Below are 18,120 nucleotides of genomic sequence, written 5' to 3' on the forward strand. Positions count from 1 at the left end.
ACCAAAAGGCAGTCTCGCCAGCCAACGCCAACTCAACTTTCAATTCCTTCTAGGATGCAACAGCAACCAAAAGGCAGTCTCGCCAGCCAACGCCAACTCAACTTTCAATTCCTTCTAGGATGCAACAATATCAAATCGGTCGAAAGGGACAAGAAGTACACCTTATCTTTCAATTCCTTCTAGGATGCAACATCTGACTATTCACTCGCTGTTTCAGGTGGTATTAACTTCTTTCAATTCCTTCTAGGATGCAACATTATGACTTCTACAATTTTTACCGCTCGAAGCTATCTGACTTTCAATTCCTTCTAGGATGCAACTCGAATTGACATATAAAATTATGTATGAAGAAGTTTTTGACTTTCAATTCCTTCTAGGATGCAACACGTGACAAAGAAGATAGAGAGTAGAGACAAAGAAGAGTCTTTCAATTCCTTCTAGGATGCAACTGCGGATGATACAGAACACCTATATCTCGCGATACTGTTGCTTTCAATTCCTTTTAGGATGCAACTCCCGTTCTGTATTTGGGGGAAGGATTGAAGTTTAACTTTCAATTCCTTCTAGGATGCAACATTCATTGCTGACAGTGCTATTTATTATTATTGCAACAATCTTTCAATTCCTTCTAGGATGCAACTTTTCTAATGGCTAAGCATTTGCCATTGCTTGTTTGCACCTTTCAATTCCTTCTAGGATGCAACCACTAGGTGGCATTAGCAAATCTGGTACGAACAACCAATCTTTCAATTCCTTCTAGGATGCAACCTTCAATCCTCTCGTCCACATATGGACCAGTCTCTAACTTATCTTTCAATTCCTTCTAGGATGCAACATGATTTTAAACAAACAAACGAGATAGAAAAGAAGTTATCTTTCAATTCCTTCTAGGATGCAACAAGAAATAATGAAGGTGATAGAATAAATGCAAGTTTTTTTCTTTCAATTCCTTCTAGGATGCAACGTATAGCACAGGCACAACCACCTGTGAAACCAAAAGGCTTTCAATTCCTTCTAGGATGCAACATGGGTTCAACCCAGTATAAGGATACTGTGATGCGTTTCCTTTCAATTCCTTCTAGGATGCAACTAGACAACGGTAAAGGGATATATCAATTAAAGCATTTATTCTTTCAATTCCTTCTAGGATGCAACACAAGGAACTAATGCCAGTAGTTATATTGGCATACAATAACTTTCAATTCCTTCTAGGATGCAACAAGGATGTGTGGCGCATAAAGGTAACCAGAGGGGTAGTCTGCTTTCAATTCCTTCTAGGATGCAACGAAATTAACTGAAATTTGTCTCTGGTATATCTGTTATCATCTTTCAATTCCTTCTAGGATGCAACAATCAAAAAGAAATAAAGATAAGATATTATGGAGAGGGGGCTTTCAATTCCTTCTAGGATGCAACACATTACTGTTCGTGTTCGTATTAAACTGCTGTACACATATGGAGAGGGGGCTTTCAATTCCTTCTAGGATGCAACGCGGTGGTGATGTTTTAGTGAAGCACCTAGAGTTTAAAGTCTTTCAATTCCTTCTAGGATGCAACTACTGTAGCATAACGTTCCTTAGGGATAATGTTAATGGCTTTCAATTCCTTCTAGGATGCAACCTGGCTTTAGCAGAGTTATTGAGCAATGATGTTTGCTTTCAATTCCTTCTAGGATGCAACTTTACGACGGGGTTGCAGACAGCAGTGACACTTTCTGCTTTCAATTCCTTCTAGGATGCAACAGTTGGCGGAAGAATGGATGTTAGAGTCAATTGGTTTGAACTTTCAATTCCTTCTAGGATGCAACATGATTTGTGGTATGATGGGGTATACAGCAAAAGTGCTGTCTTTCAATTCCTTCTAGGATGCAACATTAACGGAACTGGGAAAGAGAGTTGTTAAGGAGTTCTGCTTTCAATTCCTTCTAGGATGCAACAGCGTACATAGGGACTATCACAGACAGAGACAACACTATACCTTTCAATTCCTTCTAGGATGCAACTGATACGTGGGGCGTTGATGTATTGGCTGGAGAAGAGGCTTTCAATTCCTTCTAGGATGCAACACTGATGAATGGGAAATATCACTAAGTATCAGCAAGGCTTTCAATTCCTTCTAGGATGCAACTACGGCTAGCCAACGACATACCTCATCGTCGAATCTTGATCTTTCAATTCCTTCTAGGATGCAACTAGCCCCTTCAAGATATGACGTAGAAGGCGGAGTGTGTAGCTTTCAATTCCTTCTAGGATGCAACATTAATTTCAACAACAACACTATTACTGCCGTAACCAACGCTTTCAATTCCTTCTAGGATGCAACGAGGATTAGTCACCGCGAACCCACCGCAAGAACTCGAATCTTTCAATTCCTTCTAGGATGCAACAAGGGTTCCCGCCAGAGGATATCCCCTTTATTGCCAAGACCTTCTTTCAATTCCTTCTAGGATGCAACGGGATATATTAAGAGTGTTGAGGGCGACAAATAACCAAGTTCGCTTTCAATTCCTTCTAGGATGCAACTTTTTGAAATTGGCACTATCTCTATTAGCAAAATCTTATCTTTCAATTCCTTCTAGGATGCAACCGAAATTGAAAATCCTTACACTGTTACCAATAGGGTTGTCTTTCAATTCCTTCTAGGATGCAACACAACGAAACACTGTCAACACTTGCCGGCGTACTAACGAAACTTTCAATTCCTTCTAGGATGCAACAAACGTCTGTATTGGTTCTAAATATTCGCATCTCACTTTCAATTCCTTCTAGGATGCAACAACGAAGTGAAAACGAATATCTTCTAATAGTTCAAAAATACTTTCAATTCCTTCTAGGATGCAACACAGTATGAGCGAGGTATCGCTCATCACTTATTATCCGCCTTTCAATTCCTTCTAGGATGCAACCTGAAATAAAGGTAAACGCGTAGTAGTATATGACGAAACTTTCAATTCCTTCTAGGATGCAACCCCACACTCCCCCTGTCCCCCCCCACTCACTCTCACTCCACCTTTCAATTCCTTCTAGGATGCAACCCCTCAGCATCGCCTTTTGGATAGGAATGTAAAAAATGAACTTTCAATTCCTTCTAGGATGCAACATAATGATTTTGCATATTAGGCCTACTAGGCCCCCCTATGCTTTCAATTCCTTCTAGGATGCAACGCAATTTATAACGATAGCTGGTATGCTAACTTAACAAATAACTTTCAATTCCTTCTAGGATGCAACATCGCTTAATGCTTCCTTGTAATAGTCGGAAATTTCCTCACTTTCAATTCCTTCTAGGATGCAACTGGCTTCAGTTCACCAAAGCTTCTCACACTTACCCAACTTCTTTCAATTCCTTCTAGGATGCAACTTAATAGGATTACTATTGCAAGATGAAAAAAGGAACTTTCAATTCCTTCTAGGATGCAACATGAAAATCAACTAGGAATTGTTTACGGAGGGAGAAACTTTCAATTCCTTCTAGGATGCAACCCTCATTAAAATATCAACTGTCCAATGAAACATACCCTTTCAATTCCTTCTAGGATGCAACGAGCACACAGTAACGGTTTGTATTAAGGAATGGGTTGAGGCTTTCAATTCCTTCTAGGATGCAACCGTTATTACTCTTCTTTGTTGACGCCCGAAGAGAAAGCAACTTTCAATTCCTTCTAGGATGCAACTACTAGATACTACGTTCAATACCCTAATGATGTGGCATTTCTCTTTCAATTCCTTCTAGGATGCAACTCCGTGAAGGAGTGGTAATGTAACCTGCAAACCAGCATTAACTTTCAATTCCTTCTAGGATGCAACTGTCAGTACAATATTTGCTACAACATTCTATTAAACTTTCAATTCCTTCTAGGATGCAACATACCACTTTATAAACTCGTTAGGTCTGTCAGTCACACCTTTCAATTCCTTCTAGGATGCAACATAAAGCAGAAGGCGAGAGTATGAGGCCATGGAAGACCGCTTTCAATTCCTTCTAGGATGCAACATAAAGATAGGGGTGAAAAAGAATGAGCAACCAAAACCACTTTCAATTCCTTCTAGGATGCAACTATATCAATCATTTGTTAGATTTAGTAATAGGAATAATTACTTTCAATTCCTTCTAGGATGCAACAAGGAAAGAGGAAAGAAGCAAGAGAAGAAATACAGAAGTTCTTTCAATTCCTTCTAGGATGCAACGATGACAAGTTGCTACCGTATGGCGTGATAAAGCCAAACCTTTCAATTCCTTCTAGGATGCAACATATAGGATAATCCAGGATGCAATAGAAATTATACGTAACTTTCAATTCCTTCTAGGATGCAACGCTTTAACCGCAAATCCAATATTGTAGTGAGATAGTCATCTTTCAATTCCTTCTAGGATGCAACTCAAAATTTCGCCATTCTCCCGATTTACATAAACACTTTCAATTCCTTCTAGGATGCAACTCTGCAACTTTATCGTAATTAATTGTAGCTGATGTGAATCTTTCAATTCCTTCTAGGATGCAACAAAGTTAAGAGGGAATTAAGACTGACTTAAGAGAAAATTACTTTCAATTCCTTCTAGGATGCAACTTAACATGCACAAGTGCTAGTGGTAATAACACGAGCAAAACTTTCAATTCCTTCTAGGATGCAACAACGGTAGTAATATATTTCCATATTATCAAAGTTTTGCGCTTTCAATTCCTTCTAGGATGCAACGGGTGCTGATCATAAATTATAGGAAAACAGAGACTGGGGACTTTCAATTCCTTCTAGGATGCAACACTTCTCCATTTGCCATTCAAAGATTGTCCTCATTTCATCTTTCAATTCCTTCTAGGATGCAACACTATTTGATATATACAGTCATCAACCCGTACTCTGCACCTTTCAATTCCTTCTAGGATGCAACATAAATAAGTCTATGTGTACATATTTTTAAGGCGATGAACTTTCAATTCCTTCTAGGATGCAACGGAAAACTGAGCGTTATTATAGCGACAACACTTGCCTTTCAATTCCTTCTAGGATGCAACGTGAGCCCCTACGAAAATTAACAACACCAAGGATAGTTACTTTCAATTCCTTCTAGGATGCAACAATGAATACAGACGGGACTTACTCTATTGCAAAAAGAACTTTCAATTCCTTCTAGGATGCAACAGACGTTATGCGTGACAATGAAGTTACGTATTATCTTAGTACTTTCAATTCCTTCTAGGATGCAACATGTATAAATTGCACTATTCCAATCGTCCGCAGTTAGCCGTTCTTTCAATTCCTTCTAGGATGCAACGGTTAATCTTTATAATGCTTATTCAATTTCCTCGCCATTCTTTCAATTCCTTCTAGGATGCAACAAATGGAACATATCCAGTGACATTTAGCATTTTAAATTTCTTTCAATTCCTTCTAGGATGCAACAAACAAACGAACTCATACCCCTTCTCTTCTTCCCCCGTCTTCCTTTCAATTCCTTCTAGGATGCAACGCAAACTGGCGAGGAAATTACGGTAAAGAACGCAGTCTTTCAATTCCTTCTAGGATGCAACTGATGTATTTTTATACTACTTATCTTCATTTCTCCCTTTCTCTTATTTATTTTTATCTGTTTTAGCCAACCCATCATGCGACCAAATTTGTTGTAAAGATCTAACGTCGTTTCAGTCGCAAGGACTTTTAATTAAATTGAAAACCTCTTTACGTTTATAAATGTTAACCCCCCTCTTTGTAATACGCACTAGTCGCATTGAGACTCGCATTTTAACGTTTATTATCTCAACGAAAAAAGTGGAAATTTACGCTTCTAACTTAAAACTCTCCCTTATCATAAATAGAAAAGGGATCGACAAAACTTTTTAGTCAGATTAACTAATCTAACTAACACTTTAAATTTTCCCTTCTTCAAAAGCTTATAACCCCTATATTAACCCTAGCAATTCACGATACGATTCACGTTCATAATACCGAAAAGTGTTTAACGCCCTTACTTTTCTCCCTACTTTTCCTGCTTACTTCTATTTATTGTGTCTAAAGCAAGATAAAATTATAGACAGCAGTCTATAAAAAGTTAAGTTATAATCAAAAAAGACTATTTATAATATCTAGAATAAAAAATTTTAAATATTAAGTAATATAAATAATAATAAGAAACCTAGTCAGTTTATATAACTAAATTGAATTAGAGGACATAGTTCAAGTATATTAAATTACATTATATACAAGACTTAATTTTTATATTAATTTTTCTAATTCTTGCAGTTAATGGAGGAAAGTTCAGCGTTAAGATGGATATCATCCATAAAGAAAGTGTATTAAATCGCTTTTAGATAACAATAATGAGACGTTAACGCAACCCTTAGTTTTTTACTGAAACGAATTAACAAGTTAAAAATCAAATTGGAGTTAAACCTTGATCTAAACACCCTGCAAGAGAGGATGAGAAGAGATCCCATAATTAGGGATTCCTCTTAATGCTTAAAATAACATAATTTTAATCATATCCCATTTAATATTAAAAAACTTGATGACACTTAACGCTATACGTTTATAATACATGAATGATGACATTATATCATGGAAAAAATTCAAAATCTTTTCATTAATGGAGAGTGGACAAAACCTTCGTCTGAGGAATACCTAGACAAATATAACCCGACTACGGGAGAACTCTATGGTAAATTTGCCTCAGCTTCTAGAGAAGATGTCGATAGATCAATAGATTCTGCATATGACGCCCAAAAGAAGTGGGAGAGGTTAACTTCAGTTGAAAGAAGTAAATATTTATATAAATTAATAGATTTAATTTCTCAAGATAGAGAATATTTGACAAATATCCTAATGGACGAAGTAGGAAAACCTAGGGTAGAGGCTGAAGAAGAAGTTGATGGAGTTTTAGATCAATTACAATATTATGCAGAGTTCGCAAGAAAAATAACTGGAGATGTAGTGGAAGGTACAAAGCCAGAAAGGATCATCTATCAGTACAAAGTACCTTATGGTGTAGTCTTAGCTATAACTCCTTGGAATTTTCCCGCAGCTATGGTAGCTAGAAAAATTGGTCCTGCTTTAATATCTGGAAATACCGTAATAATTAAACCAAGCTCTGACACGCCTTTTGTAGCAGGGTGGATCGTAGAAAAAGTTAGGCAAGCCGGATTTCCTCCTGGAACTGTTAACTTAATAACAGGGAAAGGAAGCGTGATAGGCGATTATATGACTTCACATAAGAAAATTTCTGTAATAACTTTAACAGGTGAAACAAAAACTGGAGTTCAAATTATGAAATCCTCTTCCTCAATAATGGCAAAATTAATTTTGGAACTAGGAGGAAAAGCCCCCTTCATTGTATGGAAAGACGCTGATCTTGAACTTGCTGCAAGAGTTTTAATGTGGGCTAAATATTGGAATTCGGGTCAATCCTGTATAGCCGCAGAAAGATTGTACGTTCACGAGGACGTTTATGATAAGTTTATCAATTTGTTTATAGAAAAAACTAAGACTTTGAGGATAGGGGATCCAAGAACTAACGACATGGGTCCTTTAATAAATTCAGGTCAACTATCTAAAGTCTCTAGCTTTGTAGAAAGCGCGGTTTCTGAAGGAGCTAAAATAGTTTTTGGAGGAGGAAAACCTCAACTTCCAGATAAGTTCTCAAAGGGATTCTTTTACATGCCAACTATATTAACTAGGGTTAAACAGAATATGAAAATATTTAGAGAAGAAATATTCGGGCCAGTAATAGGTGCAATGAAAGTTTCTGATGACTTTGATGAAGTTATAGATTTAGCAAACGATTCTGATTATGGTCTAGCCTCATACTTATTTACTAAAGACATTTCCTTAGCTATGAAAGCTTCAAGAGAAATAAAATTCGGCGAACTTTACATAAATATGCCTGGGCCTGAAGCTAGCCAGGGATACCACACTGGCTTTAGGATGTCTGGACAAGCTGGAGAAAATTCGAAGTACGGAGTGGAGGAATACGTAAAAGTAAAGAACGTCTATATAGATTATAGCAAAGATTCGACTAAAGGAGAAGTAATTCCTCCATATACGTAATATTTTTAAAAAAAAGCCTGATCTCTCATCGATTTGCATAGAGATTTCTAAACAGCATTGTTAAGCGCCAGGAAAGCTAATTTATTCTCTATATGAAGGCTAAGGAGAAAAAGAAGAATACTATAGTAGGTTTTCCGCCATCTTAACCCTTAGAGAAAAAGATTAGACACAACAAAAAATGCTCAGGACTCTATAACATTAAAAAAAATTACCTAGTTTCAGCTGCTAATGCATTGGAAAGAAGAGTTACATATGGGGAAAGCAACCAGTTTACGAAAGGAATTATCATTACAATAACCATGACTATAGTGGATGTGCTGTCAACGTTATACGCTTTGCCAAGGTTATCTAAAGCAACGGTGAAAGTATCAAATCCTTGACCTCTTCCCAATAGTTGCATAGTATATGCATGAATTAGAAGGAGTGTTAAGAGTCCACTTAGAATAAAAGAAATAAACGGAACAAGCGAAAATAGGGCATTAATTACTATATATAATAGAATTATAGGCAATATCGTCGACAATCTTGAAAACGTTACGTTTATTGCTTGTCCAGCTTCTATCCTCGAGTTATTGAGAAAGAGGGAATTAGCTTGAAGATCAAGGGCATATATCAAAGCCGAAAAGATTGCTGACTCAACCAATCCTATTACTATACTAACAATAATTATCACTGAAAATGAGTAAAAACCAAAGGTTGGAAATAAATAGAACATTATTGCCCTATCAATAGCGAAAAAAACTAATGCTACAACCAATTCTATTATTGGGATAATAATTAACCATAAGTTGGAGAAATACACGTTAAGCATCCTTGAATAGAGTGGCTGAGTTGTTGGCGGAGGTGGAGGGGAATACGGTTGATTAGGCTGTGAAAAAAGTGGAGAACCGCATTTTATGCAAAAAGACGCATCATCTGGATTTGGATACCCACATTGAGGGCAATACTTTACCATTTAAGTCATGTCTATTATTACGAATAAAAAATCTTTCCTTGATGAAACTTATAAACGTAATAGATTGTTTGAAAGGAAACTTAAAGGAATTTATGTCTTTGAGGAATAGAATTAATAGGTAAGGCAAAAGAACTTAGGGTTTTGAGAGGAGACAGCAGGTAGCAAATCATTTTCTCTCTCTTTCCTTTTCCTGATGAAATATAACACAGTGAAATGGATTGAGAAAATATAACGAGTAAGGATAACTATCCCTTACTGAGAAAACAAGATAAGCAGTGAAGCCTAACAGAAAGGTCTGAGTAGTTCTCCGCAGGAAGAAAAATTTTTAACAATTCGGCTTTTTTTTAAATAGTACATCTCGACTTAGACATATACGAAAATGATAAAATAGTAGAAAATACTTATTTTGGAGTATAGCCATTATTAATTATGAGAACAAAACTTCTTATTTTGTTAATAATAGCTATAGTTTTAGGATCAATAGCTTCATACGGTTACTATACCCAAATTTATGTTCCTCAAGTTTATAGCCAACAATCGATAAACTACTATAATTCCCAACTAGGCATGATGGGCTACTATAACAGGGTTGCTGGAGAGGGAATGATGGGAGGATATAGAATGATGGGTTCATACAACGGTTATACTTCAGAGTATTCTCAACAGATCTCCATTTATCAAGCTGAGAGCTATATAAATGATGTGCCTTCTTATGCCAAATTATTTCCTTCAAATGATACAATAATGTTTACATCTAACGATATAAATATAGTCGTATTATCTATGGGACACGGAAGGGCAATAAATCTGACTCACTATATCCCACCTTCTTTTGCTCACGCTCAACACAATGTCTTTGTAATCTATAATCTAATCAATCCTACGCTTATAATACCTCAAGGGGCAACAGTTCATATAACCTTAATTAATCTCGATGCTGGGGACTATCATAATCTAGCAATAACCCCAATTCCTCCACCTTATCCCTATTATGCAATGATGTCTATAAGGATGAATATCCTTGGGATGACACCACTTTTACCTTACGCTAACTACGCTACTGGCAATGCTTACTCTTTCTCCTTCACAGTTACTTTTCAACATCTAGGTACATTTTATTATGTCTGCGAGTATCCAGGTCATGCTGAAATGGGAATGTATGGAGAAATAGAAGTCACGTGATTCATTAACTCATATGATTCAATTTTCTTGGGAATTGAAATCCTGGAGAGATAGTGGAGTTTGAGTCTTACGGACATTTATTGCCTTGTTCGTGAACCCTTGGGCTTCACCACGTTCTGAACAAGTCCCATTATCACGATCAATTAGCTGGATAACCTACACGGCCGAAGCGGATGTGAGAAAACCCGCACACTTTAGTTTCTCTTACCTAATCTTTTATAGTTTGTTCTTCGGTTCTACTTACCAACCTCAGGAACAAATTATTTTTGTGTTTTTAAAAATAAGTATTTTGATAGAAAAAATCTTGAAATGCGTAAAATCTCACGATTTAAAAGAAACTGCTTTCCATGGCAATACTTCATTGCGTGGTTATAGTCTCAAGAAAGCTAACCACCGTGTTTCCATTAGCGTACACTGTGGTTATGAGGCTGATATGGAAGTTAATGCTTCTGAGAAGGTAAGGAACAGGGAAGTAGAGAGAATCAAAGGTTCTCGCTACGAAAGAAAACGCAAAGGATCTTTTTTCCCCTTTTCCTATTTACCCTACAAAGTTGGGTTCATGAAGAGGGATGAGAGGTAGAAGGTCCTTGATCACATCTGTAATCACCTTTCAAGTTTTAAGTTGCCCGTACCCTCCTGTTATGTCCCTAGTGGACTTGGCGAGGTAGTGATGCTATCTCTTGAACTCACCATCGTCAATTACTTTTAGTGAGTCTTGGATGATCTAGTTCATGACTTCATATCAAGGTTAAGACGAAAGATGTTTATATCTTTTAAACTTTGCTTTGAAGGCAAATTTTGCAAATATAATAAGATACTTATATATCGTATGTAAAGATAATTAAATATGGGCATCTCATTAAAATTAGATCCGACGTTTTATCCCTCAGCAAAGGAAGCAATGAAAGCTAAGCCTGAAGATCTGGCTTACGTAGCTTGTCTCTACGAGGGAACAGGCGTAAAGAAGCCTGATTTCATAGCCGTGGTAGACGTAAATCCAAGATCACCCACATACTCTAAAGTAATAGGGAAAATTGATCTCCCTTACGTTGGTGATGAACTCCATCACTTTGGATGGAACGCCTGCAGTTCTAGTCTTTGTCCCAATGGTAAGCCAGGGTTAGAGAGAAGATATCTAGTTGTCCCAGGACTTAGGTCGTCTAGAATATACATAATTGACGTAAAGGAAAACCCTACGAATCCAAGGATAGTTAAGGTAATAGAACCTGAAGAAGTAAAGGAAAAGACAGGATATACTAGACTTCATACAGTTCACTGCGGGCCTGATGGGATATATATAAGCGCTTTTGGAAATACCGAGGGTGAAGGACCAGGGGGTATATTGATCTTGGATCACTATTCCTTCGAAGTACTGGGTAGGTGGGAGATAGATAGAGGAGACCAATACTTAGCATATGATTTTTGGTGGAATTTACCTAATGGATTTTTGGTTAGTAGTGAATGGGCCGTACCTAACACAATTGAGGATGGACTTAGAATTGAACATCTTAAAGATAGGTATGGAAATAGGATACACTTCTGGGATCTCAACAAGAGGAAGAAAATGCATTCACTTTCGTTAGGTGAAGAGAACAGAATGGCATTAGAATTGAGGCCCTTACACGATCCTACTAAAATGATGGGCTTTATAAACATGGTAGTTAGTTTAAAGGACCTCAGCAGTTCTATATGGTTGTGGTTTAATGAAGAGGGAAAATGGAGATCGGAAAAGGTCATAGAGATTCCTGCAGAGCCTGGAGAAGGATTGCCTGAGATATTAAAGCCTTTTAAGGTTATCCCTCCTCTCGTCACCGACATAGACGTGTCTCTAGACGATAAGTTTCTTTTCGTGAGTTGCTGGGGAACAGGAGAAGTGAGAAAGTATGATATTAGCAACCCGTTCAAACCCGTTTTAGTAGGTATCGTAAAATTAGGCGGTATAGGAAAGAAGGATTCAAACGCGCTAGGCTTAACACTTACTGGAGGTCCTCAAATGCTCGAGGTAAGCAGAGATGGAAAGAGAATCTATGTAACAAATTCTCTATATAGTACATGGGATAATCAGTTTTATCCAGAAGGTTTAAGGGGATGGATGATAAAAATCGATTCAGATGAACGTTTTAATATTGATAAGGACTTCTACGTAGATTTTGGTGATGCAAGATCTCATCAGACGAGGTTGAGGGGAGGAGATGCATCTTCCGACTCTTATTGCTATCCTTAGCTCTGGGATGATAGATGGAATTGACGTTTATAAGGGAGGACTTTTTTCCCTATATTTCAAGAGAGTTGGTGATGAATTTAGAGCGTTAATCTCTCCATTATTCTATACTTTAATGGAATGTCTCCCTTGCGTAGTAGCGTTTTGGCTATGGAACGATTTTTCAAGGCCTGAGATCATAATTTTGTCTGGAACTCTCTTAAGTTATGCAATAATGAGAATACCAGTGGATAAGTATATTCACTATGTAGGAGATGTTAAGCCTACACTGAGAGGGCTAGCGAAGTGGTCATGGGTTAACTCCCTTTTGTGCATGGACTTTATCCCTCCAGTGATCTTTCTTCTCATTGGGAAGGGCTATTTTCTTGCATTTTTAATTGGAAATATTACGTTTAGGTATTTAGCATATAAGATTAACGTTCGCATACTTAGGATAAACTTTAGCGCATTATTTTCGCTAATAATAGCAATTACAGCAGTAATCATACTCTTTTAAGAGGGTTAAGCGTACATTATAAGGCGAAATACTTGTTGTTCGATCTCAGGTTTCTCAACCAGATCGTTGCTAAATGGGAGAAAGCAACTTCTCGAGAATCAAGATTTTCACATTATGTAGAGAAGTTGAAGAAACGAAATGAGGATAGTAGTGTAACCATAATTCTCGTACATAAAACATCACTAGATATAGTTATCTCTTATACTAAACCAAAACGTGGTTAAGTTCTTGAAGTATGTACAGGATTTACTTCTGGTCCCTTCACTTTTATTTGTTATCTATATATCAAAAAAATCTTAGCGATCTTCTTAATCTTACGTTGTCTTACTCTATACTGTTTATCACTAGAGGACTTTAGGTTGTTCAGCGTATTTTAGTCCTTCTAAGACTTTTTCCTTACCCATACCTTCAAGAATAGCACAACTACCTCCAGTATGGTTCAAGGACCCGGAACAACGGCGCGAGGATCTATGTATAATCCCGCATCTTTGTGCAGTGCATGTCGTCAGTGTGAGAATCGTCGTAAAGATTTCTCTATCTACTGCAAAAATCTTTACCTACTCTAGTGCCTGAAAAAGTTTCACGAATTTATCATGTCTTACTACTAAAAACGGTAGTTTTCTGCTTTTATTATTTATTTAAAGATAAAATTAATATATATCCTATTATAATACTATTTTGATAATTTAAATATATCAATTAAATTTATATTAGAAATATCTTGCAAAATTTGCGGTATAGAAAGGTTATAGAATTGAGTTATAAGCCGGTCTTCAAGTAAATTTTTGATGATAATTTTCGCTTCATGGAAAAGCTGAGTAAGGTTAGTGTTATTAGACTCCATCGATGTAAAGGTAGAGGGTTGAAAATTTCCAATATTTATCGCCATTATAGATATATTCCAATAATATATGTAGAAAACTCCAGAGGCTGGAGATGCTATAACCATAAGTTCCATGGACGCTCCTGAAAGTATATGTGAAGAATTAATTAAGAAACCTACTGATGAATATCCATATCCTATTTTCACTGATGGAATGTAAAGAGCTCCGTTCGAGTAAATTGTCTCAATTTGATTGCCTATAATGAGAGAAAGGGATGATAGATGATAAGAAGAGAAATCTAAAGGTATTATGTAAAGAGAAAGGGGTCCAATATAATCTGTTATGTTAAAAATGGCAGGGCAATAAGTAGAAAGGGAAATTACTGTAGAAGAAACGTTATTTGCTGAGTTAATCTGGTCGTTAATATATAGGACATTACCGTAGTTAAAGGGTTCCGCCTTTATTATATAAGTTGAACTTATACTCGTATAGTTACTAGAAAAGTAAATTACATCGGAATAAGTTTGCAAGGAAATCAAAAGGAATATCAGTAGTAAGGGCAGCAGTCTCACATTTTTCATGAATTATGTTTATATATCTAGAGTTAAGTAGTTAACTATATAGTTCTAAGCCTTGGAAAGATCATTTAACTAATTCTTAGATAGACGTATGTAATCAGAAAGTCCTTTTTGTTGTATTTCCATTCTAGTTAATCCCACATATACTTCAAGGACCTGTCTACTTTGTGGTTACGTAAAAAGGGAAATTCCTCTCTCATATAGGTCTTTCGTCTGTAAAGGTGATGTTATAATGCAGATCGTGATCTAGTTGGTTCTCTTAACGTTTTGTTAGCGAAGAGTAAAAACTACCTTTGATCCCGTTGAGTTGACCTCCCTACCTTGACAAAACCAAGGCAAGAGTTAACGAGGAAGCAGAAAGCCCTGACCTTCATATCAGGGTAGTTCATAGTTTAAACCATTGTTAATCTTGACTTACTCATATTTGTTCCTATTAATTACTAATTTTGGTCACTGTTCATATTATCATTTAGAATTCTTAAAATTTCTATTTTTGTCCTAAGTCTTCTTAATGAGTTTAACTGCTGTACCATAAGCTATTATCTCATCCATACTCTGGGCTATATCGTTACTATCAAAGTAAACCTGGATAACAGCATCCGCACCCAAGTTTTTTGCCCTATAAGCCATTCTCATTAGAGCTTGTTCCCTCGCATTTTCAGCAAGTTCAACGTACTCATTTATCTCTCCCCCAAAAATGCTTCTAATACCTGCTGCAATGTTCCCTCCTAATCCTCTACTCCTAACTGTTATCCCAGCAACAACTCCGATAATCTCAGATACTTCATAACCTGGAACGTAATTAGTTGTTGATATAATCAAGCCGTAGTTGTTATAGTGCCATTGCCCTGAGTATGAACCAAAAGGGTTTTGATTCATCTGTTGAGGTTGGTAGTTATATCCTTGTCTATTTGTTTGAGCTGAGTCTGGTTGGTACGGTTGTTGAGGCCCAGCATAATTCTGCTGACTAGACGCACTATCAAGTTTATATCCACATTTCGCGCAAAATATAGAACCATCAGGATTTATATATCCACATCTAGCACAGACTATTCCCATAAATAAACCTCTATGGAGATTAATAAAAATTTATCTTCGTTATTAGGTCTCTTGAGTGCTTTTCAATATTTTTATTATCTTTTGTTTTTGTTTAGAGTTTAAGGGATTTTTGATTTACTAAAAGTTGATTGTTAGTTTTACTGTATTTTTGCGTTATCTTGTGTATTGATAAGCTTGTATGGATTTCAATTACTTCACTGGATTTTTATCATATTCTCTTAATCCCAATGTTTGAATCTATTTTTATAAATATATCACATTTCATCATATTTTAAGGTAAATTATTTTATCAGAGGTATTTTATTCAACGTTCTTGCTATTCTTGGTTCAGATAAGGTTACAAATGCTTTAGTCCTACTCCCTTATTTAAACTGGTTAGATTTCTCTTTGAATTGTTTTCTCCTCTCATAACTTTAAGGTCGTACTTTATATAGGTGGGTTAAAGAGGAAGACTACCATAAAGTAACTTACAATTCGAACTTGTTTCCTTCAACATCCGGTTCTGGCTAGAAACCGCCCCAATCCTGAGTTTTTCCTACTTTGGCAAGATGAGAATTAACTGTGAGGAAATAATATCTACAGAAAGATTTAGGTAGTTCACCTAGTTTTAAACTTTAGCTAGGATTATTGCCCTGATAGCTTAATCTCATTGGTTGGCATAATTTCTTTGATCTTCGTGGCTAGGATTATCACTGCTAAAACTGTTATTGCTGCTATAAAAAAGGAATACTCAAATGAATATCTCGATGGAATAAAAGTAAATATTGGTATCTGATTATACATGTAGACTAAAAGGGGAGTTTTGAACGTATCTTCAAGCGAACCTGCAACTATAGGACCTATTGCGTTCCCCATCAGTCTCATTGCCGTGTTTGTTCCAGTTATTGTGGCCATTCTCCTCTTGGAAGAAGATGCTACGAGTAGAGTTACTCTAGTAACGTTCATTCCAGCTACAAAGAGAAGCGTAAAGATCAGAATTGTCATTAGTTCATCAACGCTTATATCTAAAGTAACTACTGACGCTAAGATCAAGATTGTAATAAGGGAAAGAACAGAGGCTGAAATTATTATCTTTTTATATCCAATAACTTGAACTAGCTTACCGAAGAGGGGACCTCCTACAAGCATTACTAACGCTATAGGGGCTAAAGTTAATCCAGTCTCAAAAATTGTCATACCATATCCCACTGGCTTAGGTAATTCAAAGAGAAAAATTAAGGATTGGAAGGTTAGGAACAATCCAAATCCAGTAACGAAAGACGAGAGAAGCGGGACCGCTATATTAGGATTCTTAAAATCATCCGGATCTATTAGAGGTGTGCTAACTTTGCCTATGTGTCTTACAAACATAAAAAGGGAAATAAAACTTATAATTAACGTTAAAATAAAGGGGATGGAAGTCCAACCCCAATTTGGCGCTTCCGTTACACCGATTCCGAAGACTAGGAATCCTAATGAAAGGAGGAACAACCCCATTATGTCAATTTTACTTCCTTTGTTCAAATAAGACGAAGAGGGAAGCACTTTGTATGCTATGATTGAGACTATTATTAGAAAAGGAATGGCTGTCTGATACGCGACTTCCCAGCTAAAGAACTGGGCTATGTAGCTACCTATCGGAAGGGCTATTGCTGCACCTACAGCGAAAGTTGAGGCAATAATACCTTGAGCTATAGGAAGTTCCCTATCCGATAACTTCTCCCTTAATAGCGTGTAAGACAATGGATTTATGCTAAGGCCAAGACCTTGTACTGTCCTTGCTAAAAGCAAGAGAGAAAAGTTAGGAGCAAATGAAGTGAACGAGACGCTTATGGTGTATACTATTAAGATATACATCAAAATGTTCTTCCTCCCTCTTGTGTCTGCAAGTTTTCCAAGTAAAGGAGCAAAGACCATTCCAGCTAACGTCTCAGAGGAGAGAATCCATGACGATTCAGCTTCAGTTATATCAAACTGTTTCTCTATTTTTGGCAGAGAGGGTAACACAACCATTTCAACATACATGGTTAAAATTGATATACCGGCCAAGACAGCAACGTACCTGTAGAAGTCGCGTTGCATATAGATATATCTATTTGATTCATTATAAGAGATTTACTGTACTTTCAATTCTTCTATGATTCGAATAATTTGGTTAAGAATAAAAGATTTGTCAATAGAAATAGTGAGTGCTTGTTTTGGAATATGTTATTACAGTAGTAGTTCTATGAGGATATTTGTTAGTGAATTACCGACCTTTCAGTCTATCTTAGTGGCTTATCCTCAGACTCTATCCCATAACTGCGGAGGTCTCCCTCAAGGGACTATTTCAGTAAAGTCCTTGCTATGTAGAAGTTACGGAGGTATTGGAGACCATAGCTTAAGTTCCCCATTCCTTAGGTACCACTCAGTGAGACATATTCTCTAATTAGTATCAAAAAAGTAAGGAATTAATGTTCTATAAGATGTTATTTATCGTTTGTCCCTAGATGACTTTAGGTTGTCTAGGGTACTTTGGTCCTCTAGGACTTGTCCCCCATCCTCATTTTCATTGGTAGTACGACTACCTCCAGTGTAGGTTCAAGGATCCGGAACAACGGTATATTCCCCTCAGACATATATCAACCTTTACCTTTGAGCATGTACAATATCAGCTTTTGGTTTATCATAAAAATGATTAGCATTAAGAGCTATTTGTTAACCTAGAATCTGAAACCGCTTCACTACCCATCCTACTCTTTCACCCCATCAAAACCTTTGAGATAAATCGTAAGGAGTTAACTAGAA

The 18,120-nt window shown here is 36.7% G+C and carries 8 protein-coding genes, 1 pseudogene and 1 CRISPR repeat array; of the genes and pseudogenes, 4 read left to right on the forward strand and 5 right to left on the reverse strand.

From position 1 onward, the window contains the following. Positions 1-36: 36 nt before the first annotated feature. Positions 37-5,530: a CRISPR direct-repeat array (repeat unit 25 nt; unit sequence CTTTCAATTCCTTCTAGGATGCAAC). 1,024 nt (positions 5,531-6,554) lie between these two features. Further along, complete coding sequence (locus CM19_RS12035) at positions 6,555-8,039, forward strand: D-glyceraldehyde dehydrogenase (protein WP_048100700.1); 1,485 nt, start codon at positions 6,555-6,557, stop codon at positions 8,037-8,039. A 208-nt stretch (positions 8,040-8,247) separates the two neighbouring features. On the opposite strand, the gene CM19_RS12040 is transcribed toward CM19_RS12035, so the two are convergent. Then, on the reverse strand, positions 8,248-8,994 hold the full coding sequence (locus tag CM19_RS12040) for a zinc ribbon domain-containing protein (RefSeq protein WP_048100701.1): 747 nt from the start codon (positions 8,992-8,994) through the stop codon (positions 8,248-8,250). 429 nt (positions 8,995-9,423) lie between these two features. Between CM19_RS12040 and CM19_RS12045 the strand changes: the two genes are divergently transcribed. The 3 genes from CM19_RS12045 to CM19_RS12055 all read left to right on the forward strand — a co-directional run bounded on the left by CM19_RS12045 (position 9,424) and on the right by CM19_RS12055 (position 12,893). Continuing rightward, complete coding sequence (locus CM19_RS12045; RefSeq protein ID WP_048100702.1) at positions 9,424-10,176, forward strand: plastocyanin/azurin family copper-binding protein; 753 nt, start codon at positions 9,424-9,426, stop codon at positions 10,174-10,176. An 847-nt stretch (positions 10,177-11,023) separates the two neighbouring features. Then, on the forward strand, positions 11,024-12,400 hold the full coding sequence (locus CM19_RS12050) for a selenium-binding family protein (protein WP_048100703.1): 1,377 nt from the start codon (positions 11,024-11,026) through the stop codon (positions 12,398-12,400). After that, positions 12,369-12,893, forward strand: coding sequence for a hypothetical protein (locus CM19_RS12055; protein WP_048100704.1), 525 nt, complete (start codon positions 12,369-12,371; stop codon positions 12,891-12,893). The genes CM19_RS12050 and CM19_RS12055 overlap by 32 nt, the downstream gene beginning before the upstream one ends. 673 nt (positions 12,894-13,566) lie before the next feature. On the opposite strand, the gene CM19_RS12060 is transcribed toward CM19_RS12055, so the two are convergent. From CM19_RS12060 to CM19_RS12070, 4 genes and pseudogenes are all read right to left on the reverse strand, one after another. Beyond that, a complete protein-coding gene (locus CM19_RS12060) occupies positions 13,567-14,247 on the reverse strand; it encodes a hypothetical protein (protein ID WP_150111450.1) in 681 nt (226 codons plus the stop codon). 546 nt (positions 14,248-14,793) lie between these two features. Beyond that, positions 14,794-15,174, reverse strand: coding sequence for a heavy metal-binding domain-containing protein (locus CM19_RS12065; protein WP_048100726.1), 381 nt, complete (start codon positions 15,172-15,174; stop codon positions 14,794-14,796). 108 nt (positions 15,175-15,282) lie between these two features. Next, positions 15,283-15,354, reverse strand: a pseudogene (locus CM19_RS13350) (zinc-ribbon domain-containing protein); the annotation flags it as partial. A 624-nt stretch (positions 15,355-15,978) separates the two neighbouring features. Continuing rightward, the gene (locus CM19_RS12070; RefSeq protein WP_048100706.1) at positions 15,979-17,415 is read right to left on the reverse strand and encodes an MFS transporter; all 1,437 of its coding nucleotides are present in this window, start codon (positions 17,413-17,415) and stop codon (positions 15,979-15,981) included. Positions 17,416-18,120 lie beyond the last annotated feature (705 nt).

The sequence above is a fragment of the Candidatus Acidianus copahuensis genome (assembly GCF_000632495.1).
Taxonomy (GTDB): Archaea; Thermoproteota; Thermoprotei_A; order Sulfolobales; family Sulfolobaceae; genus Acidianus; species Acidianus copahuensis.

What these genes read in the sequence shown, in the direction of transcription:
- CM19_RS12035 (WP_048100700.1), top strand. Translation starts at nt 6,555, where the DNA reads ATGGAAAAAATTCAAAATCTTTTCATTAATGGAGAGTGGACAAAACCT.
- CM19_RS12040 (WP_048100701.1), bottom strand. Translation starts at nt 8,994, where the DNA reads ATGGTAAAGTATTGCCCTCAATGTGGGTATCCAAATCCAGATGATGCG.
- CM19_RS12045 (WP_048100702.1), top strand. Translation starts at nt 9,424, where the DNA reads ATGAGAACAAAACTTCTTATTTTGTTAATAATAGCTATAGTTTTAGGA.
- CM19_RS12050 (WP_048100703.1), top strand. Translation starts at nt 11,024, where the DNA reads ATGGGCATCTCATTAAAATTAGATCCGACGTTTTATCCCTCAGCAAAG.
- CM19_RS12055 (WP_048100704.1), top strand. Translation starts at nt 12,369, where the DNA reads ATGCATCTTCCGACTCTTATTGCTATCCTTAGCTCTGGGATGATAGAT.
- CM19_RS12065 (WP_048100726.1), bottom strand. Translation starts at nt 15,174, where the DNA reads ATGAATCAAAACCCTTTTGGTTCATACTCAGGGCAATGGCACTATAAC.
- CM19_RS12070 (WP_048100706.1), bottom strand. Translation starts at nt 17,415, where the DNA reads ATGCAACGCGACTTCTACAGGTACGTTGCTGTCTTGGCCGGTATATCA.